Raw genomic sequence first — 19033 nt, 5'->3', positions numbered from 1 at the left:
GAACGGGTCTTGCATCGAAAATACCGCGGGCGTGTCGCTGCCTGAGTCGCGGAACCGGTCTTTCGCCGCGGTCTTGTATAACTATATGTGACAAAGGTTGTTGTTGCCTGACCGGGCGATGGCGATCATGATGGTGGGGGCCATAGAGGACGCGAATGCCGACTTTTTCCCAAAGCCTTGAACAATCCCTGCATCGTGCACTGGCGATCGCAAACGAGCGTCATCACCAATACGCGACGCTCGAGCATCTGTTGCTCTCCTTGATCGACGATTCCGATGCAGCCGCCGTCATGCGCGCCTGTAGCGTCGATCTCGACAAGCTCCGCACGAGCCTTGTCAATTATCTTGAAACCGAATTCGAGAATCTGGTGACCGATGGCGCCGACGACGCCAAGCCGACCGCCGGCTTCCAGCGCGTGATCCAGCGGGCGGTGATCCACGTACAGTCCTCCGGTCGTGAAGAGGTGACCGGCGCCAACGTGCTGATCGCGATCTTCGCCGAGCGCGAGAGCCACGCCGCGTATTTCCTGCAGGAGCAGGACATGACGCGCTACGACGCGGTCAACTACATCAGCCACGGCATCGCCAAGCGGCCGGGCGTGTCCGAAGCGCGCCCCGTTCGCGGTGTCGACGAGGAGACCGAGGCCAAGGGCAACGAGGACGCCAAGAAGAAGGGCGAGGCGCTCGAGACCTATTGCGTCAATCTCAACAAGAAGGCGCGCGACGGCAAGATCGATCCGGTGATCGGACGTAATTCCGAAATCAACCGCGCGATCCAGGTGCTGTGCCGCCGCCAGAAGAACAACCCGTTGTTCGTCGGCGAAGCCGGCGTCGGCAAGACCGCGATCGCGGAGGGCCTCGCCAAGCGTATCGTCGACAGCGAAGTGCCGGAAGTTCTGGCGGCCGCCACCGTGTTCTCGCTCGACATGGGCACGTTGCTCGCGGGCACGCGCTATCGCGGCGACTTCGAAGAACGCCTGAAGCAGGTGCTGAAGGAGCTCGAAGCACATCCCAACGCCATCCTGTTCATCGACGAGATCCACACCGTGATCGGTGCGGGCGCGACGTCGGGCGGGGCGATGGATGCCTCGAACCTGCTCAAGCCCGCGCTGGCCTCGGGCACGATCCGCTGCATGGGCTCGACCACCTACAAGGAATACCGTCAGCACTTCGAGAAGGATCGCGCGCTGGTGCGGCGCTTCCAGAAGATCGACATCAACGAGCCCACGGTCGAGGACGCTATCGCGATCCTCAAGGGCCTCAAGCCGTATTTCGAGGACTACCACCGGCTGAAGTACACCAATGAGGCGATCGAGGCCGCGGTGCAGCTCTCCTCGCGCTACATCCACGACCGCAAGCTGCCGGACAAGGCGATCGACGTGATCGACGAATCCGGCGCGGCGCAAATGCTGTTGGCCGAGAACAAGCGCAAGAAGACCATCGGCATCAAGGAGATCGAGACCACGATCGCCTCGATGGCGCGGATCCCGCCGAAGAGCGTGTCGAAGGACGATGCCGAGGTGCTCAAGCATCTCGAGACGACCCTGAAGCGCACCGTGTTCGGTCAGGACAAGGCGATCGAGTCGCTCGCCGCTTCGATCAAGCTGGCGCGCGCCGGCCTGCGTGAGCCGGAGAAGCCGATCGGCTGCTATTTGTTCTCAGGGCCCACCGGCGTCGGCAAGACCGAGGTCGCCAAGCAGCTCGCGGCAAGCCTCGGCGTCGAGCTGCTGCGCTTCGACATGTCCGAATACATGGAGCGGCACACCGTGTCGCGCCTGATCGGCGCGCCTCCCGGCTATGTCGGCTTCGACCAGGGCGGCCTTTTGACGGACGGCGTCGACCAGCATCCGCATTGCGTGGTGCTGCTCGACGAAATCGAGAAGGCGCATCCTGATCTCTACAACGTGCTGCTGCAGATCATGGATCACGGCCGGCTCACCGACCACAACGGCAAGCAGGTCAATTTTCGCAATGTGATCCTGATCATGACCACGAACGCGGGTGCTTCCGATCTCGCCAAGCAGGCGTTCGGCTTCACGCGCTCCAAGCGGGAAGGCGACGACCACGAGGCGATCAACCGGCAGTTCGCGCCGGAGTTCCGCAACCGCCTCGATGCCATCGTCTCGTTCGGCCATCTCAGCGTCGAGGTGATCGGCACGGTCGTGGAGAAGTTCGTGCTGCAGCTCGAAGCCCAACTCGGCGACCGCGACGTCACCATCGAGCTGTCCGAGCCCGCCAAGGCCTGGCTGGTCCAGCACGGTTACGACGAGCAGATGGGCGCGCGTCCCATGGCCCGCGTGATCCAGGAGCACATCAAGAAGCCGCTGGCCGACGAGGTGCTGTTCGGCAAGCTGAAGGGCGGCGGCCATGTTCGCGTCGTTCTCGTCAAGGACGAGACGGACGAGACCAAGGAGAAGATCGGCTTCGAGTTCGTCGAGGGGCCGGTCACGCCGAAGCAGGAAAAGCTGCCCGGCGCCCGCAAGCGGCCGCCAGGCAAGTCCAAGCCGGGCGGTCCCGGCGGCTCGAAGGGGCCGACCTCCAAGGGGCCGCTGGTCAAGGCTTGACGGCGAGTGATGAAATCGAAAAGGCCGGCTGCGAAGCCGGCCTTTTTGTTTGTGGCGGGAAACAGCGACCTTGTGGCGAGGCTGACGCAAATAGTAGCCTTAGGTAGCAATGCCCAAGGATTCCCGCGATCTCATCAAGGAATTGGAAGCTGCCGGCTGGCGATATGTCGGAGCGACGGGAAGTCACCATCACTTTAAGCATCCGGTCAGACCGGGTAAGGTGACGGTACCGCATCCCAAGCGGGACTTGCATCCAAAGACTGTTCGCTCGATCTATAAGCAGGCAGGAATGAAGGAGCCAAGGTGAGTACGAGCGCAGGCTATATTGCCCTCGTCCACAAGGACGACAATACGAGCTATGGCGTCAGTTTTCCCGATGTTCCGGGGTGCATCTCGGCAGGGGACTCGTTCAGTGATGCGCTCAGGAACGCCTCCGAGGCGCTGGCGGGACACCTTCGGCTCATGGAAGCGGACGGCGACGCCATCCCTGCGGCGAGGAGCTTGGAAGACCTGAAGAAAGATCAGGACTTTCTCGACGATGCGGCGGACGCCATCGTTGCCGTCGTCGCACCCGAAACCCAGGAGGTGACGACTGTTCGGTTTGAAGGGCAGACGACGTTGATCAAGGAAGTCGCGTACGAAAGTATTCGCCGCGAGCTGTTGATCACGTTTTCCTCGGGGCGACGATACGTGTACGACAACGTTCCTGCCGAGCTCGTCGAGGCGCTCAAGGCCTCGGTCTCAAAGACGCCCTTCTTTGATCGCGAAATTCGTGAGCGATTTCCCCATCGGGAGTTCGACGAGCGGTTTCTGATTGCCGCGAGTGAAGGGTAGCCAAAGCTTCCGGCGCGTGCCTTGGCTGCCTCGCCCACCTGAATTTGGGTGCGCGGAGCGGCCCTAGGTCCCGGCCTCTGGCGCGGCCGCCGGGGGACGCGGCTTCTTCGGCGCGGCTGGTCGCGCGCTACGCGGAGGGGCCGACGGCTGCATCGTCACGATGACCGGATTGGGCTTGTGATCGGTGGCTGCCCCGGTCGCGGCATCGACACCCATGCCGATGACACCGCCGGCGAGGAGGTTGCCGGCGAAGCCGGCGGCGCCCGTGCCCGACACTTCTTTGGTGAGTTGCACCGTCTGGGATTGATAACCTTCCTTTTCGAAGGTGATCGTGATGTCGGCGCTACGCTTGGCGACGATGGCGCAAGGTGTTGTGCAGGTTGTCGGCACCTCAAGCCCCGTGACCACGGCCTCCACACCGGAAGGTGACGATGAGATGCTGATATTCTCGGTCGTGCCGCGCGTGACGGACGCGCAGCCGCCCAGCATGACGCTGAGCGCCATTATTCCCACTAAACGCATGAAATGCCCCTAATTCCCCGCGACAATGAAGCGCAACCGGAGCGCGAGGGCAAGGGGTCATTGGTCCGAATAGTTAAGCCACGCAGGGGTTGTGCACGAAAACAGCGGGTACCCGGACGTGGGCCCTTGCTACTCGCCGCGCAGGCGCTGATCGTCCTGGACGCGGACGTGCTCGGCGCCGCGCGCGCCGGCCGGCGACAGCCGCAGCATGCTCAGAACGGCGCCGCAGAGTGCAAAGCCGACGCCGGCAAGCAGCGCCAGCCGGGTGCCCTCAACCGGATACCGTCCGAGCAGCAACGCCACCAGTGCGGCGCCGGTGGTCTGGCCGAGCAGGCGCGCCGTGCCCAGCATGCCGCTGGCGCCGCCGGCGCGCTCGCGCGGGGCGGCTGCGATCATGGTGCGGTTGTTGGGGGTCTGGAACAGGCCGAAGCCGGCGCCCGCCAGCGCCATGCGCCAGATCACGTCGAACGGCGTCGGGTTCGCAGGCAGGAAGGCGAGCGCCGCCAGGCCGCAGGCGAACAGCGTGAGTCCGATGCCGCCGAGCAGGCCGGCCGGATACCGCTCGACCAGGCGGCCGGCGAGCGGCGCCGCGAACGCCACGGCGATCGGCCACGGCGTGATCAGGAGGCCCATATGCACCGCCGAATAGCCGAAGCGGCTCTGGAGGTAGAACGGGATCGCGACGAAGGCGAGCATCTGCCCGCAGAACGAGGCGATCGAGGTCGCGATCGACAGCGCGAAGACGGGAATGCGCAACAGGTCGACCGGCAGCAGCGGCGAGGTCATGTGGGTTTCGCGCCAGATCAGCAGCGCACCGGCGACGAGGGCGACGGCGAACTGCACGAGGCACGTGATGGCGGCCTCGCCATGGCCGACGCTGTCGACCGCGGCGATGCCGACACCGAACGTGATCGCGGACAGCCCCGCGCTCTGCCAGTCGAACGAACGGCTGGCGGGCTTGGTGTGCGGCAGGCTGCGTAAGCCGATCAGCAAGGTCACCGCGCCGAGCGGCACGTTGATGGCGAACAGCCAGGGCCAACTTCCGACCGCGAGGATGCCAGCGGCGAGCGTCGGGCCGACCGCCGCGGAGAAAGCGACGACGAGCGCATTGAGCCCGATGCCGCGGCCGAGCTGGCTGCGCGGATAGGTGAAGCGCACCAGCGCCGCGTTGACGCTCATGATGCCGGCCGCACCAAAGCCCTGGAGGATGCGCGCGATCGTCAGCAGCGGCAGCGTATGCGCCAGCGCGCAGAAGGCTGAGGCCAGCGTGAACAGAACGAGCCCGACCAGATAGACGCGGCGATAGCCGACGATCTCGCCGAGCGAGGCCAGCGGCAGCAGCGAGATCGTGATCGCGAGCTGGTAGCCGTTGACGATCCAGATCGAGAAGGCCGGACTGGCGTCGAGGTCGGCCGCGATCGTCGGCAGCGCGACATTGGCGATGGCGCTGTCGACGACCGCCATGATGATGCCGAGCGCAATCGTCAGCACCGCCTGGTTGCGCTGCGGCTGCGGCAGGCCGTCGGCATGCTCGATGGGGGCGGACGACATGTTGGCGAGCTTGATTCGAGCCGTGATTCATCTCCGAATAGGGAATTGCCGGATCGACGGCAACCCGTCAGGATACCGGCAGTTCCCGTAGCGGGCGCGCGAACATGGATCGGGACGGCGTCCCCAGCCCTACCAGCGCGCTGTCGACTTTCCGAAGACGTAAAGTGCGATGAGGCCGAACGTCACGGCCGTCGAGGAGATGAGGACGGCGCGATCCCAGTCGATCCGCTGCCGCTCGGCGCGGTTGAAATTGAGCACCATGAACAGGGCCTTCATGGCAAATCGGCGCATCGGGGGCCTCGCGACGGCCGCAGAATGTCACAGCCGACGCGAGCGGGCTTGATGCAGCTCAAGCGTCCTAAACCGCCGGCGGATTGCGGTCGGTGAAGGTCGTGCGCTGGTGCCAGTAGGGATAGGGCAGCGTCACCTTGCTCGCTGCGTCGAGCTTTGTGACCTGGTCCTTGGTGAGCGACCAGCCGACAGCGCCAAGATTCTCGCGCAGCTGCGCCTCGTTGCGCGCGCCGATGATCAGCGTCGCGACCGTGGGGCGCTGCAGCAGCCAGTTCAGCGCGATCTGCGACACGCTCTTGCCCGTTTCCTTCGCGACCTCGTCGATGGCGTCGACGACGCGATAGACGTGCTCGTCCGGCACCGGTGGGCCGAAGTCGGCGGTCTTCGGCAGGCGGCTGACCTCGGGCTTCGGCTGGCCGCGCCGGATCTTGCCGGTGAGGCGCCCCCAGCCGAGCGGCGACCAGACCACGGCGCCCAGCCCCTGGTCGAGGCCGAGCGGCATCAGCTCCCATTCGTAGTCGCGTCCGATCAGCGAATAATAGGTCTGGTTGGCGACGTAGCGCGGGAAGCCGTGCTTGTCGGCAACGGAGAGCGATTTCATCAGGTGCCAGCCCGAGAAATTCGAAACGCCGACGTAGCGGATCTTGCCGGCGCGCACGAGCACATCGAGCGTCGAGAGCACCTCTTCGGGCGGGGTGAAGGCGTCGAAGCCGTGAAGCTGGAACAGGTCGATGTAGTCGGTGCCGAGCCGACCGAGCGAAGCGTCGACGGCGGCGAGCAGATGCTGCCGCGACGAGCCGATGTCGTTGGGGCCGTCGCCGAAGCGGAAGGTGGCCTTGGTCGAGACCAGAACCTTGTCGCGACGGCCCTTGATGGCTTCGCCGAGCACGCGCTCGGACTCGCCGAGCGAATAGACGTCAGCGGTATCGAACATCGACACGCCAGCCTCGAGGCAGATGTCCAGCAAACGTCTCGCCTCGGTCGCATCTGTCGTTCCCCACGCCGCGAGACGGCCGACGCCGCCGAACGTGCCGGTGCCAAGACTCAAGGCGGGCACCATGAGGCCTGATCGGCCCAAGCGTCGGTGTTCCATCGATATGCTCCTCGGCTGAGTGCTGATTGTTCGTTGCGGTTTTAGCGGCGAAGTTAGCGCAAGCATGATCGTCGTACCATCGCCCGCGCACATGGCGGCTCTGCTTTGCGAGGTGCGCGCTCGTTACATCAGTGTCGCCTGCAGATTCGCAGCCGTAATCTTTGCGCGCAGCCAGGTCTCGAACGCGCCGACATGGCTGCGGCCTTTGGTTTCGACAGACCTCACCAGATAATAGGACACCGTCTCGACTTCGAACTTGGACTGGCGGAACGGCGCAATCAATGTGCCATTCGCGAGCTCCTCGGCGGCAAGGATCTCGCTTTCGAGAACGACGCCGAGACCTTCGGCGGCTGCATCGATCGCCATGGTGGACCGGTCAAACCACAATTCGTGGCGTGCCTTGATGGTCGATCCGGTGACCTTGCGCAGGTAGTCGGTCCAGGTCAACGCGTTCGAGGAGTGGATCAGGGTTGCGCGGGCGAGATCAGCAGGCTCGCGAAGCCCGAGTTGCTCGATTAGTTGCGGGCTGCACAGCGGACGCAGACGTTCGGCCAACAGCGGCTCGACCTGCCTGCCGTCGAGAGTGGGAGGGCGACCATAGGCAATGGCAAGATCGAAGCGAATGGTCTCGAGATCGCGCAAGTCCGAGATGGTCGACAGCCTGATGCCGATCTCCCGATGCAGACCGATGAAATCTCCGATCCGTGGCTGAAGCCATTTGGCGGCGAAGCTCGGGCCACTCGCGATGAAGAGATGATCGCGCTGCGATTGCGGCGCCACCAGCCGTGTCGCGCCGATGATCGTTCCGAACGCGCGCTCGATCTCGCTGGCATAGAGGCGGCCGGCATTGGTGAGCACCGCGCGACCGGCGTGCCGGGAAAACACGCGCACGCCGAGGAAATCCTCGAGGTTCTGGATGTGATGGCTGATCGCCGATGGCGTTACGCTCAGCTCGTCGGCGGCGCGGCTGAAGCTGCCGTGGCGCGCGGCCGCTTCGAACGCCGATAGCGCCTTGAGCGGCGGCATTCTCGGCCGCTCCGTTGACTCCAGCTCATCGGCTGCTGAGTTTTTTGAACTGGCGCCCATTATGCCTGCCCGTTACCAATTGCCGTGTTGCTCAGGCAATTTTCGTACCGCAAACCTCCTGATGCAACAGCTTCCTACCCCAAAACCGCCCAGAGACCGGCGAGCGCAATCCGCGTCGCGGCGCCGCCCAGCCGTGCGGCCGACGTCGCTCGCCCCGAGGAGACCAAATGACTTCATCGCTGAAACAGGCCGCCGACGAATTCATGGTCCGGTACGGCGGAGACGTGTTCCCGAACCTCTTCACTTCGGCGAAGGGGACGATCGTTACTGACAGCGACGGGCGCGACTATCTCGATTTCACCTCCGGCCAGATGTGTGCCACGATCGGCCACAACCATCCCGCCATTGTCGCGGCTGTGGAGCAGGCCGGCAAGAAGGCGTTCCACCTCTTCAGCGGAATGATCCCCGAAGTCGTGGCCGAGCTTGCTCAGGTGCTCGCCAAGGACTGGTTGCCCGGCGATCTCAAGCGCTCGATCTTCATCAACACCGGCTCGGAGGCGACAGAAGTCGCGCTCCGAATGGCCAAGATGTACACCGGCGGCTACGAGGTGCTTGTCCTCGGCGGCTCCTGGCACGGCATCACCGGCGGTGCCGCCTCGGTCTCCATGGCGAGCGACCGCAAGGGCTACGGAGTGCCGCCTCCCGGCGTATTCGTGATCCCGGAGCCCAACGCTTACCGGCCCTATATCGACAAGGGAAGCGAGGAGGCTTCCGCCCTCGCCAACCTCGAGTTGGCGTTGAAAATGTTCGACATGCAGTCAAGCGGGCGAGGGGCGGCGATCATCGCCGAGCCCGTGATCAGTGCCGGCGGCGTGCTGGTGCCGCCGAAAGCCTTCATGGAAGCGTTGCGCAAGGCCGCCGATGAGCGCGGCATGCTGCTGATCTTCGACGAGGCCCAGACCGCGTTTGGGCGCATCGGGAAGAAGACCGGGGCCGAATATTTCGGCGTCGTGCCCGACATCATGACCATGTCGAAGACGCTCGGCGGAGGGCTTCCGCTTGCGGCAGTGTCGACCACGGAGCCGATCGAGAGCAAGCTCTATGCGGATCATTTCACCTACTACACCAGCCACGTCTCCGATCCTCTCCTGGCGGAGGTCGGGCTCGCGGTGCTGCGCGTGATCACCGCGGAGAAGCTCGTCGAACGCGCCAATGTCATGGGCGCCTATCTGCGCGGCCGGTTCGAGGGCCTTCAGCAGAAATACGAGCAGATTGGCGACATCAGGGGGATGGGACTTCTGCTCGGCGTCGAGCTGGTCGTCGACCGCAACAGCCGGCGCGCGGCCCATCAGCTTGGTGCGCTGACAACGAAGAAGTGCTTCGAGTATGGGCTCAGCATGAACATCCGCCGCCGCCCCGAGCGCGGATCGGTCTGGCGCATCGCACCGCCCCTGACCGTCTCGACCGACGAGATCGACCGTGCTGTCGACATCCTGGACCGTTCCTTGAGGGAAAGCCTCGACGAGCTTGCGCAAAATCCCGCTGCCTAAGTAACAGCCCGGAGGCTGACATGATCTGCAAACACGCGCCCACGCTCGCCATTGCCGCTCTCTCGCTTGCGCTATTGGATATTCCGGTAGCGCAAGCGGCTAGCCAGACTCTCGAGAAAATCAAGGAGGTCGGAAAGGTCACGTTCGGCTATCGTGAGGCCTCGATCCCGTTTGCCTATCTAGGGGCCGATCAGAAGCCGGCCGGGCTCTCGCTTGATCTCTGCTCCGCAGTGGCCGACAAGATCAAGGCCGTGTTGAACAGGTCCGCGCTGCAAATTGACTATGTGCCGGTGAATGCGTCCAATCGTATTCCGCTGCTTCAGAACGGTACCATCGACGTCGAATGCGGCAGCACGACCAACACCGCCGAACGGCAGAAGCAGGTCTCCTTCTCCATCGCGACCTATGTGGCGTCGCCGCGCTGGCTGGTGCTTGCCTCGTCTCGTCTGACGGAGCCGAAAGAACTTGACGGACAGACGGTCGTCATCACGCAGGGCTCGCTGAACTTTGGTGTCGTCAGGAAATTTCTCGACGACCAGAGACTGAACGTGACGATAGTTCAGGCCAAGGATCATGCCGAGTCGCTTCTCATGCTTGGCACAGGCCGGGCCGCGGCGTGGTTCGAGGACGACATTTTGGTCGCCGGGCTCGTCGCAAACGCACCCGATCCCAAGTCGTTCCGGATGCTGGCGACGACCTATGCGCCGTCCTATTACGGGCTGATGACCCGCAGCGAGGATCCCGAGTTCAAGATGCTCGTGGACGCCGCGATCAAGGAGAAGATGGCCTCCGGCGAATTCGACCGCCTCTACGTCAAGTGGTTCGAATCGCCGATTCCCCCGAGAGGACAGAACCTCGAGCTTCCCATGAGCAAAGCGATGAAGGCGCGCGTGACCTCTCCCAGCGACGCGCTGGTGCCTTGAAGCGAGAGGGCAGGCGGCTTCACCATCACGTGCCTGCCGCGGCTGGAGCATGATGGTGCGGCTAAGAAACCTCTCTCGACGCTAGCCCACGCAATGGCCGAGCAATTCGGAATGTGCGGCGCAGATGTGATGCGCGCCGGCGTCCCTGAGCTCGGCCTCGCTGCCATAACCATAGAGCACGCCGATCGCGGTCATGCCGTTGGTGCGGGCGCCAATGACGTCGTGGCTGCGGTCGCCGATCATGATCGAGCTGCGGGCATCGATCTTGGTCTCGTCCAGCGCGTAGCGCAGCAGGTCGCGCTTGTCGACGCGCGTGCCGTCGAGCTCGGAGCCGAACACGCGCTCGAAATACGGCTTCAGGCCAAAATGATCGACGATCCGGGTGGCGTAGACCACGGGTTTGCTGGTGGCGACGAACATGCGCTGGTTGGTCGCGGCGATCGTCGTCAGCGTATCCACGATGCCGGCATAGGCTTCGTTCTCGAACAGGCCGATATCGCTGAAGCGTTCGCGATAGAGCAGCAGCGCGCGGTCGGCGAGTTCGTCGGTTCCGGTGAGCTTCTTCAGGCTCGCATGCAGCGGCGGCCCGATGCACCAGGTCAGCTCGTCCTCGCTCGGCACCGCGACGTCCAGCCGCGCCAGCGCGTATTGGATCGAGCGCGTGATCCCCGGCTTCGGGTTGGTCAGCGTGCCGTCGAGATCAAAGAAGATTGTAACCATCAGGGTAGGCCCAGGTTGAGAGCGCCGCCCCGTTGCGCGGGCGTGACGCATATGTGCGAATTGGCGGCTCCGAGTTCCTGCCACGTGTTTGAACATCGCGACAAGTCTGAAGAAGTGCCGCCCAGAGCGACGAAAGGTGGCATGACGTAACCGAGGCGGGCAAGCGGCGCAACTCTGGACCTCCAGTGGCCCTTTACGCCGACGTCGGGGGCTCGCTGACGTCGTACGGCACTTTAAAAGCTCGCTATTCGCAGAACCAAAGCGTAGGGTAACTGCATCACCGCCCTTCCCACGGCTTCCATCGGTGACTGAGGGTCACGAGCGCTCCCGCCGACTGAGGAGGAGGGTGCATGCCTCGATTTCGCCTGGCCGATTGGATCGTGCCGCCGGTGATGGTGCCGCTGTTTCTCGTGCTCCTGATAGCGGCGGCGGCTCTCCTGCATGGATAGGCCGCCACAACTGCAATATCTGGTTAGCGGTCGCGATCAAAGCGGCTATGTCAGCTTGAGCCGTGACACAACCAGTGCTGCCCTGAAGAAGGCGCGGGAACTTTTGCAGGAAGGCTATCTCGATGTGCGGATATGCACACCACAAGGCCGGCTGCTGCTCTCTGACGAGTTCGATGGGTTCGAGACATGAGAACCCTCCTGGTCGCATTGGCGTTCGGCACGTTCGCGCAAGGTACGTTCGCACAAGGCGCGCTCGCCGCTGAATCCGATTGTCGCGCAATCGAAAGCTCGAGCGGACGGCTCGCCTGTTACGACGCCGCGTTTCCTCCGATATTGAAGAAGCCCAGTGCCGTGGAGAACGACGCATTCCGGCCGCCTTACAAGGACCCGTTCGTTGCAGAAGAGGCTCGAACCGCGGCGAAGCTGAAGAACATCTGCCGCGGTTGTTGACGTCTATTAACCAAGCAGCGCGGTCTTGGCAGACGGCCGATGGCGCGAACAGGCGCCGTGAACAGGAGGATCTCCCATGCCCGAGTCGGACAACAGATGACCATCGAGCATGCCTCGGTAGAGATCGCTCGCAAACCCTGGGGCCGGCTCGATTTGCGACCCTGGAGCAGCATCGACGCGTCGACTGATCCGGTCGGAGAGTTGTGGCTCGAGCGGACGGACAAGAGCGCGCCCAACCCGGCACTCTTGCTCAAGCTGCTGTTCACCAGCCAGCCCTTGTCGATCCAGGTTCATCCAAATGATGCATTCGCGCGCTCCATCGGCTTGCCGAACGGGAAAACTGAAGCGTGGTACATCCTTTCGGCGCTGCCGGGCGCGCGGATTGCGTTGGGATTGAATCGGCATCTCACGCCGCAGGCGCTGCGCGAAGCGATCGGGGACGGCTCGATTGCGGACCTCGTACAATGGCGTCCAGTGGCGCAAGGCGACGTCATCTTCGTTCCCGGCGGTACGATCCACGCCATCGGCGCCGATATCGTGCTCGCCGAAATCCAGCAGCGGAGCGACACGACGTTTCGCCTGTTCGATTTTGGCCGGCATCGCGAATTGCACGGGGACAGCGTCGTGGCCGCCTCCGAAGCCGGGCCACCTCCGACACAACCGCCTCCGCGACGCCTCACCGATGCGCGACTGGTTTTGGTCGCGAGTTCGCATTTCGTGTTCGAGCGGATCGACCTTCAGGCGAATTCGCTTTGGGGACTCCAGACTGATCGGGAAGCCTGGATTTTCGTGATCGAGGGGGAGGGACGCATCGGACGGGCAAATGCAACAGTCGGGGACGCAATCTTCATTGAATCCGATAGCGCCGGCATCGACGTTGGCTCGAGCGGGATGAGCATCCTGATCGCCTATCCGGGACCGGATCCAATTGCATCCTTGTTGCAAGATTGCAGCGAACGCATGACGAAACCCACCGACGCTCTCTCCGGCAGTGAAATCATCGAGGTGCTGACATGACGCCGCTCCGCCGTATCGCCGTCATCGGCAACTCGTTGCCTCGCCGGTGCGGAATTGCGACCTATACGACCGACCTGAAGAACGCGATATCGATTGCGCGCCCGGACCTGGAGGCTTGCATCGTGGCGATGACCGATCGCGGCCAGACCTATGATTATCCTCCGGCGGTCGCTTTCCAGATCGGGGATAACAATATCGAAGACTACATGCGTGCCGCGGATTTCCTCAATGCGGGTCAGTTCGACACCGTGTGCCTGCAGCACGAGTTTGGCATTTTCGGCGGTGAAGCCGGGGCCCACATCCTGGTGCTGCTGTCTCGCCTTGCCATGCCGGTGGTGACGACGTTCCATACGGTGCTGGCCAAACCGTCACCCGCGCAACGGACGGTCATGGAGCGCATCGTCGATGCGTCGTCGAAGGTCGTGGTGATGGCCCACAAGGGCCGCGAGTTGCTGCACGACGTCTATCTGGTGCCCGACGACAAGATCGAGGTCATCCCCCACGGCATTCCCGATGTCGCCTTTGTCGAGCCCGATGCTGCGAAGGCCAGGCTCGGATTTGAGCAAAAATCAGTGATCCTGACGTTCGGCCTGCTGTCGCCCAACAAAGGCATCGACGTGATGATCGATGCGATGCCTTCGATTCTGAGGCGCTGCGAGAACGCCGTGTACGTCGTGCTCGGCGCGACGCACCCCAACCTGGTTCGGAACGAGGGCGAAGCCTATCGCGAAGGCCTGATGGCGCGGGTCCGTGAACTCGGAATAGACGATCACGTCGTGTTCCTCGACCGGTTCGCCGATTTGGCGACGCTGCTCGAGTTCATCTCGATGTGCGACGTCTATGTCACGCCTTATCTCAACGAGGCTCAGATGACGTCGGGCACCCTGGCCTACAGTTTTGGAATGGGGAAGCCGGTTGTCTCGACGCCATATTGGCACGCACGCGAGCTGCTTGCTGACGAGTGCGGAGTTCTGGTGCCGTTCGGCGACGCTGCAGCGATCGGCAGCGAGATCGCCAACCTGCTGACCGACGCCGCCCGCCGGCAGGCGATGTCTCGGCGTGCCTATGCGGCGAGCCGGACGATGACATGGGAGCGGGTCGCTGAGCGCTACGCGGCGGTCTTCGAGAATGCACGGCAGGGACACAGGTTGAAGGTCTTCGTGCGCTCCGACGTGGGCGCGCAGGAACCACGTAGTCCCGCGCCGCCCGATATGCAGATCGGCTACTTTCTATCGATGTGCGACGATGTCGGCCTGTTCCAACATGCGGTGCATTCGGTGCCCGATCGCGCGCACGGCTATTGCGTCGATGACAACGCGCGAGCGTTGCTTCTGGCCTGCGCTCTCAATGGTCCGGGCGAACGGCCGCTGCCGGATGTCCTGACGACCCGATTTGCAGCCTTCGTGCAGCATGCCTGGAATCCCGACACCAGGCAGTTTCGCAACTTCATGGGCTTCGATCGAACCTGGCTCGAGGACAGGGGCTCCGAAGACAGTCACGGACGGACGCTATGGGCGTTGGGTGAGGCCGCGCGCAGAGACGCGAGCCCGGCCCGGCGCCTGTGGGCTGCTGCCTTGTTCGCCCAGGCATTGTCGATCGCGGAGAGCTTCCGCTCGCCCCGTGCGTGGGCGTTCATGCTGCTGGGTCTGGACGCTTATTGCGCCGTAGCGCCGGACGATGTTCACGCCAGGGAAGTCCGGCATTCCCTGGCCGACAGGTTGATATCCTGCCTGGCGTCGGTCGAGACGCCGGATTGGATATGGTTCGAGGAAGGGCTGGCCTACGAGAACGCGCGATTGCCGCAGGCCCTCATCCTCACGGGTATGGCGACACAGATGCCTCGATATCTCGATGCCGGATTGAGGTCTTTGCGCTGGCTCATGACGCAGCAGACGTCCGCGGCGGGCTATTTCCGGCCGGTCGGTACCGCTGGCTTCGGAGAGCAGCGACAGCCCCCCCGTGCCTTCGATCAGCAGCCGGTGGAGGCAACGGCGACGATTGCCGCATGTCTGGCCGCGTGGCGTGGCGACGGCGATGCCGAATGGAAAGCCATGGCCATGCGGGCCTTCGCCTGGTTTCTTGGCAGGAACGACCTCTCGGTGGCGCTGGTTGATCCGATCACCGGCAGTTGCCGCGATGGATTGCACCCCGATCGGGCAAACGAAAATCGCGGCGGCGAGTCGGTCGTTTGCTATCTCCTCGGCCTTGCCGAGATGCGTCAGCTCGCGCGTGCCCACAGCCTGATGACAAAACCCGCACCCTTGCGTGCCGTGGGCGCCTGAATTTCCCCCTCCCATTCAGCTAGCCGAGGACACCCGTGCCACACGCTTCTTTCCTAAACCGGCAGGCGCTCCACCTGCGGCCCGATCCAGCGCGAGTCATCGTGCGACCGTTCAAGCCGGCAACCGAACCCCGCGATTTGAATCCGACCGACAAGATGCGCGCAAACCATATCGTCGACCGGGTTCTGGCGCTTAGTTCGGAAGCCGTCGCCGCGCAGCTGGCGGACGTCCTGGACAATTTCCAGGGGCGGCATCGTAACCTCCTGGAGAGCTTCGAGGCCCGCGCCGACGAGATGGAAGATGCTTTCACGAAGCATGGCGCATTCTCAAAGACCCAGCGCCAGCTGGTCGGCGCCTATTTTCTCAGCGAGTATTCGTTCGAGGCGTCTGCCTTGTTCAACCCCAGCATCGTGCCACACCCCGACCAAACGGAGACACCGCACGGGGCCTCGCGCTTCATCATGAGTCTCCGTGCCATCGGCGAAGGCCACGTTTCGTCGCTGACGTTTCGAACCGGAACGATTGCGGTTGACGGAAGCCTGGCCGTCGATCCGACGGTGCGCCTTGCCTCGGTTCCCCGGATCAACCGTCGCATATCCGGCCCGGACGGAGACTCCGTGGAATTGACGTTCAGGCCCGAGCAAGACCTCAGCGAGCGCGTCATCTTTCCCGTGACCGAATCCCAATCGAACGGCATCGAGGATGCGCGGTTTGTCAAATTCAACGACGGCGGTCGAGAGACCTACTATGCGACCTATACGGCTTATAGCGGACGGGCGATCCGGTCCGAGTTGATCGAGACCAGTGATTTCATGTCGTTTCGACTGACGCCTTTGCGGGGGGCTGCGGCACACAACAAGGGAATGGCGTTGTTCCCCCGCAAGATTGGCGGCAACTATGCGATGATCGCGCGACAAGACAATGAGAACCTGTATCTGATCTATTCGGATGACCTCTACACCTGGGAGAGCGGCCAGCTCCTTCTGAAACCGCAATTTCCATGGGAGTTCGTCCAGATCGGCAATTGTGGGTCGCCGATCGAACTCGACGAGGGCTGGCTGCTGCTGACCCACGGCGTCGGCCCGATCCGCAAATACTCGATCGGAGCGGCGCTGCTCGACAAACGTGACCCATCGAAGGTGCTGGCGCGTTCGAGCGAGCCGCTATTGCGGCCCGAGCCGTCCGAGCGCGAAGGGTATGTCCCCAACGTCGTCTACACCTGCGGTGGGATGAGGCACAACGACCAGATCATCCTGCCATATGCCGTGTCCGACACATTCTCCAGTTTCGCGACGATCAAAATTGCGGCGCTCTTGGATGCGATGCGGCGCTGATGGTGGGCTGAGAACTTGGTCGGGATCGAACAGATCTGCGCAGAGGAGGCTCCATGAGCGAGCGACTTGAGACACTGAAGAAGGCCCGTGATCGCATGATCGAGGACAGGGACGCGCACGCGAAAGTGCTGGCGGCGCCTTTCGAGCGCGACACGGCCGAGCGGGCGCGCAACAAGTTCGTCGAATTTCAGGCGCTGATTGACGCCCTTGACCGCGCCATCAGCGGCGAAAGCCTGGTTCCGGTCAAGAATTAACAACGAAAGGCGAGACCGGCTGTCGTTTCAACGCAGTGAGCCGGGAGCATGCCAACGGCGGGCGTGCTCGCATCATTGCTGGCGGGCCCATTCGGCGATCGCGGCGGCGTCCGCACCGGCCTGCGCCTCCCAAGAGCTGACCGTGGCCGTTGCGGCCTTCCGGAGCGCTTCGAGGAGGGATTGCGGCGCCGGCTCGGCGATGGTGACGCCGTTGTCGCGCATGCGCGCATAGTTCTCGGAGGTGCGATGGGCCAGAAGCGCGAACTGGCTTTGCTCGGTCTCGGCGGCTGCCGCCATCACCTCGCGCTGCATCGGCTCGGGCAGCGCCGCAAAGGTCTCGCTGCGGACGAACGCGATGGAGACCGGCATCGCGTAGTTGATGGCGGTGAAGTGCGGCAGGAAGTCCCAGAGCTTGCGTCCCGCGCCGCCGTCACCGGAGGTGAGGAACGCATTCAGACGATGCTCCTTCAACCCGGCGAGCGCCGCGTCCATCGGCAGGAACTGCGCATTGGCGCCGGCCGCCCGCATGACCTCGCTGGAATTGGCGTCATAGGCTCGTAAATTCAGCGTCGGCAGGTCGTCGGCTCCCTGGAGCGCACGCTCCGACCACAGCCCCGTGGCAGGCCAGATCGTCACATACAGCAGCTTAAGGCCGCGTGCCGCCAGCGCCTTCTCGTAGAGCGGGCGCGCCCGCAGATTGGTGGCGCGGGCGAGCTCGACCGACTGCACCAGGAAGGGCAGGGTGGACAATCCGAGCACCGGGTCGATGCCGGAGAGCGCGCCTGCGAATGCATCGCCCCCGGCGATCCGGCCATCGAGCGCAGCGCGCGGCATCTCGCCCGAATTGATCTTGAGCTTGTTGTCGAAGGCGTTGGCCACGGTCACGAAGCCGTGGGTGCGTTCCGCTACGCGGCTGGCAAAACTGGTGAGCCCGATCCCGGAGATGTTATTCTCAGGGTATTCCGTGGTCATTTGCCAGGTGCCTTTGGAGGTCTCTTGCGCGACGACAGGTGCGACGCTGAGAACGATCGCGATCCAGACGGCAAGGGCGACAATGGAGCGGATCCGTTTGGCGGGGTAACGCATTGGGAGAGGCAGGTCAGGCAGCATCAATTGGCAACTCGTCGAACCATGGCACGATGCCACAGCATGGCAGATCATCTTGTTGCACGCCGCGCCGGCGGACGCCATCGTCATGCCTGCCCGCAATGGATGCAGATTGCGTCTAGCATGCTCACTCTGCTGCTCGTCGCGGCGTCACAGGCCGCGGCTTTGGAGAGCCCGCCCGCGAAGACCGAGGAAGCCGGTCCCGGCGTCGAGGAGCCCGCGAAGCCGGCAGAGAAGCCGGCTGACGCGCGCGAGAGCGACACGCGGGAGTCGATCTGCCTGATCGTGGAGGCGGCGGCGCGCGATGCCAACCTGCCGCTGGAATTCTTCGCCCGGGTGATCTGGCAGGAGAGCCGCTTCCAGGCCGACGCGGTCGGGCCCACGACGCGCAGCGGCGAGCACGCGCAGGGCATTGCACAGTTCATGCCGGGCACGGCAAGCGAGCGCGGGCTGCTCAATCCGTTCAATCCGGTGCAGGCGCTGCCGAAGTCGGCCGAGTTCTTGAGCGAGCTGCGCAGCCAGTTCGGCAATCTCGGTCTTGCCGCGGCCGCCTACAATGCCGGTCCGCGGCGCGTGCAGGAATGGCTCGCCGGTACCGGCGCGATGCCCGAGCAGACCCGCAACTATGTGTACGCCATCACCGGCACCAGCGTCGATGCCTGGGCCAAGGCGGGAGCGACAGGCAAGGGCCCGCCGAGCTCGCCGCCGACCAGTTGCCGGGATCTGATGGCGCTCCTCAAGCGTGCGCCGAATGCCTTCGTCGCCGAGCTCGAGCAGCATGTGGAGCTGGCGGCCGCAAAGGCCTGGGGCGTCCAGCTCGCCGCCGGCTTCGATCGCAACCGGGCGCTGGCGATGTACTCCCGCGCCGTCACGCGGCTCAGCACGGTGATCGGCGAGCGCGATCCGAGCCTGCTGTCGTCGGTAATGCGCAGCCGCGGCACGCGCGCGTTCTACCAGGTGCGGATCGGCGCGGATACGCGCAGCGAGGCGGATGATCTGTGCAACCGCATCCGCAAGGCGGGCGGAGCGTGTTTCGTGCTGAAGAACAAGGGTGTCGCGGGGTAGG

18 protein-coding genes are annotated in these 19033 nt (G+C 63.8%); 11 read left to right on the top strand and 7 right to left on the bottom strand.

The genetic code is table 11. The annotated features are described in order from the left end of the window. The first annotated feature begins 155 nt into the window (after positions 1-155). The 3 genes from clpA to SE92_RS34685 all read left to right on the top strand — a co-directional run bounded on the left by clpA (position 156) and on the right by SE92_RS34685 (position 3398). Entirely contained in the window at positions 156-2564 is a 2409-nt protein-coding gene (gene clpA, locus SE92_RS06295; RefSeq protein ID WP_063194952.1) for an ATP-dependent Clp protease ATP-binding subunit ClpA, read from the top strand. A 109-nt stretch (positions 2565-2673) separates the two neighbouring features. Continuing rightward, a complete protein-coding gene (locus SE92_RS34845; RefSeq protein ID WP_084251765.1) occupies positions 2674-2871 on the top strand; it encodes a type II toxin-antitoxin system HicA family toxin in 198 nt (65 codons plus the stop codon). Further along, the gene (locus SE92_RS34685) at positions 2868-3398 is read left to right on the top strand and encodes a type II toxin-antitoxin system HicB family antitoxin (protein WP_063921208.1); all 531 of its coding nucleotides are present in this window, start codon (positions 2868-2870) and stop codon (positions 3396-3398) included. The genes SE92_RS34845 and SE92_RS34685 overlap by 4 nt, the downstream gene beginning before the upstream one ends. A gap of 63 nt (positions 3399-3461) precedes the next feature. On the opposite strand, the gene SE92_RS06285 is transcribed toward SE92_RS34685, so the two are convergent. From SE92_RS06285 to SE92_RS06270, 5 genes are all read right to left on the bottom strand, one after another. Then, positions 3462-3920, bottom strand: a complete 459-nt coding sequence (locus tag SE92_RS06285) for a peptidase associated/transthyretin-like domain-containing protein (RefSeq protein ID WP_063194951.1) — start codon at positions 3918-3920, stop codon at positions 3462-3464. Positions 3921-4049: 129 nt separating this feature from the next. Continuing rightward, on the bottom strand, positions 4050-5471 hold the full coding sequence (locus SE92_RS06280) for an MFS transporter (RefSeq protein ID WP_063194950.1): 1422 nt from the start codon (positions 5469-5471) through the stop codon (positions 4050-4052). Positions 5472-5600: 129 nt separating this feature from the next. Next, positions 5601-5762: a hypothetical protein gene (locus SE92_RS36510; protein WP_198172568.1), complete on the bottom strand. Its 162-nt coding sequence runs from the start codon at positions 5760-5762 to the stop codon at positions 5601-5603. 67 nt (positions 5763-5829) lie between these two features. Then, complete coding sequence (locus SE92_RS06275; protein WP_063194949.1) at positions 5830-6855, bottom strand: aldo/keto reductase; 1026 nt, start codon at positions 6853-6855, stop codon at positions 5830-5832. A 123-nt stretch (positions 6856-6978) separates the two neighbouring features. Beyond that, positions 6979-7881: a LysR substrate-binding domain-containing protein gene (locus SE92_RS06270; RefSeq protein ID WP_063194948.1), complete on the bottom strand. Its 903-nt coding sequence runs from the start codon at positions 7879-7881 to the stop codon at positions 6979-6981. 227 nt (positions 7882-8108) lie between these two features. Between SE92_RS06270 and SE92_RS06265 the strand changes: the two genes are divergently transcribed. Both SE92_RS06265 and SE92_RS06260 read left to right on the top strand, forming a co-directional pair. Further along, positions 8109-9431: an aspartate aminotransferase family protein gene (locus SE92_RS06265; protein WP_063194947.1), complete on the top strand. Its 1323-nt coding sequence runs from the start codon at positions 8109-8111 to the stop codon at positions 9429-9431. A gap of 20 nt (positions 9432-9451) precedes the next feature. Then, positions 9452-10354, top strand: coding sequence for an amino acid ABC transporter substrate-binding protein (locus SE92_RS06260; RefSeq protein WP_063194946.1), 903 nt, complete (start codon positions 9452-9454; stop codon positions 10352-10354). A gap of 81 nt (positions 10355-10435) precedes the next feature. On the opposite strand, the gene SE92_RS06255 is transcribed toward SE92_RS06260, so the two are convergent. Next, positions 10436-11074, bottom strand: a complete 639-nt coding sequence (locus SE92_RS06255) for an HAD family hydrolase (RefSeq protein ID WP_063194945.1) — start codon at positions 11072-11074, stop codon at positions 10436-10438. Positions 11075-11515: 441 nt separating this feature from the next. On the opposite strand from SE92_RS06255, the gene SE92_RS34840 reads away from it, so the two are divergent. The 5 genes from SE92_RS34840 (at position 11516) to SE92_RS06230 (ending at position 16860) form a co-directional block, all read left to right on the top strand. Further along, positions 11516-11713 carry a hypothetical protein gene (locus tag SE92_RS34840; RefSeq protein WP_244611808.1) on the top strand — a complete coding sequence of 66 codons (198 nt, stop codon included), beginning with the start codon at positions 11516-11518 and terminating at the stop codon, positions 11711-11713. 356 nt (positions 11714-12069) lie between these two features. Beyond that, positions 12070-12990 carry a class I mannose-6-phosphate isomerase gene (locus tag SE92_RS06245; protein ID WP_063194943.1) on the top strand — a complete coding sequence of 307 codons (921 nt, stop codon included), beginning with the start codon at positions 12070-12072 and terminating at the stop codon, positions 12988-12990. Further along, positions 12987-15272: a glycosyltransferase family 4 protein gene (locus SE92_RS06240; protein WP_063194942.1), complete on the top strand. Its 2286-nt coding sequence runs from the start codon at positions 12987-12989 to the stop codon at positions 15270-15272. Before SE92_RS06245 ends, SE92_RS06240 begins: the two co-directional genes overlap by 4 nt. A 35-nt stretch (positions 15273-15307) precedes the next feature. Continuing rightward, positions 15308-16606, top strand: coding sequence for a glycoside hydrolase family 130 protein (locus tag SE92_RS06235; RefSeq protein ID WP_063194941.1), 1299 nt, complete (start codon positions 15308-15310; stop codon positions 16604-16606). Positions 16607-16659: 53 nt separating this feature from the next. Beyond that, complete coding sequence (locus SE92_RS06230; RefSeq protein ID WP_063194940.1) at positions 16660-16860, top strand: hypothetical protein; 201 nt, start codon at positions 16660-16662, stop codon at positions 16858-16860. A gap of 72 nt (positions 16861-16932) precedes the next feature. On the opposite strand, the gene SE92_RS06225 is transcribed toward SE92_RS06230, so the two are convergent. Next, entirely contained in the window at positions 16933-17970 is a 1038-nt protein-coding gene (locus tag SE92_RS06225) for a TRAP transporter substrate-binding protein (protein ID WP_063203370.1), read from the bottom strand. 120 nt (positions 17971-18090) lie between these two features. On the opposite strand from SE92_RS06225, the gene SE92_RS06220 reads away from it, so the two are divergent. Beyond that, complete coding sequence (locus SE92_RS06220) at positions 18091-19032, top strand: lytic transglycosylase domain-containing protein (RefSeq protein WP_245324469.1); 942 nt, start codon at positions 18091-18093, stop codon at positions 19030-19032. The last annotated feature ends 1 nt before the right edge of the window (position 19033 follow it).

The sequence above is a fragment of the Bradyrhizobium sp. AT1 genome (assembly GCF_001590795.1).
GTDB lineage: Bacteria > Pseudomonadota > Alphaproteobacteria > Rhizobiales > Xanthobacteraceae > Bradyrhizobium.
Note: the sequence above shows the minus strand (reverse complement) of the source record. Positions and strands in the feature narration are given on the sequence as shown.

Excerpts from the sequence above, each read along its gene's own strand:
- SE92_RS06275 (WP_063194949.1), bottom strand. The coding sequence starts at position 6,855 with ATGGAACACCGACGCTTGGGCCGATCAGGCCTCATGGTGCCCGCCTTG.
- SE92_RS34845 (WP_084251765.1), top strand. The coding sequence starts at position 2,674 with ATGCCCAAGGATTCCCGCGATCTCATCAAGGAATTGGAAGCTGCCGGC.
- SE92_RS06280 (WP_063194950.1), bottom strand. The coding sequence starts at position 5,471 with ATGTCGTCCGCCCCCATCGAGCATGCCGACGGCCTGCCGCAGCCGCAG.
- SE92_RS06225 (WP_063203370.1), bottom strand. The coding sequence starts at position 17,970 with ATGCTGCCTGACCTGCCTCTCCCAATGCGTTACCCCGCCAAACGGATC.
- SE92_RS06245 (WP_063194943.1), top strand. The coding sequence starts at position 12,070 with ATGACCATCGAGCATGCCTCGGTAGAGATCGCTCGCAAACCCTGGGGC.
- SE92_RS06285 (WP_063194951.1), bottom strand. The coding sequence starts at position 3,920 with ATGCGTTTAGTGGGAATAATGGCGCTCAGCGTCATGCTGGGCGGCTGC.
- SE92_RS36510 (WP_198172568.1), bottom strand. The coding sequence starts at position 5,762 with ATGCGCCGATTTGCCATGAAGGCCCTGTTCATGGTGCTCAATTTCAAC.
- clpA (WP_063194952.1), top strand. The coding sequence starts at position 156 with ATGCCGACTTTTTCCCAAAGCCTTGAACAATCCCTGCATCGTGCACTG.
- SE92_RS06270 (WP_063194948.1), bottom strand. The coding sequence starts at position 7,881 with ATGCCGCCGCTCAAGGCGCTATCGGCGTTCGAAGCGGCCGCGCGCCAC.
- SE92_RS06220 (WP_245324469.1), top strand. The coding sequence starts at position 18,091 with ATGCTCACTCTGCTGCTCGTCGCGGCGTCACAGGCCGCGGCTTTGGAG.
- SE92_RS06260 (WP_063194946.1), top strand. The coding sequence starts at position 9,452 with ATGATCTGCAAACACGCGCCCACGCTCGCCATTGCCGCTCTCTCGCTT.
- SE92_RS06230 (WP_063194940.1), top strand. The coding sequence starts at position 16,660 with ATGAGCGAGCGACTTGAGACACTGAAGAAGGCCCGTGATCGCATGATC.
- SE92_RS06265 (WP_063194947.1), top strand. The coding sequence starts at position 8,109 with ATGACTTCATCGCTGAAACAGGCCGCCGACGAATTCATGGTCCGGTAC.
- SE92_RS34840 (WP_244611808.1), top strand. The coding sequence starts at position 11,516 with ATGGATAGGCCGCCACAACTGCAATATCTGGTTAGCGGTCGCGATCAA.
- SE92_RS06240 (WP_063194942.1), top strand. The coding sequence starts at position 12,987 with ATGACGCCGCTCCGCCGTATCGCCGTCATCGGCAACTCGTTGCCTCGC.
- SE92_RS06255 (WP_063194945.1), bottom strand. The coding sequence starts at position 11,074 with ATGGTTACAATCTTCTTTGATCTCGACGGCACGCTGACCAACCCGAAG.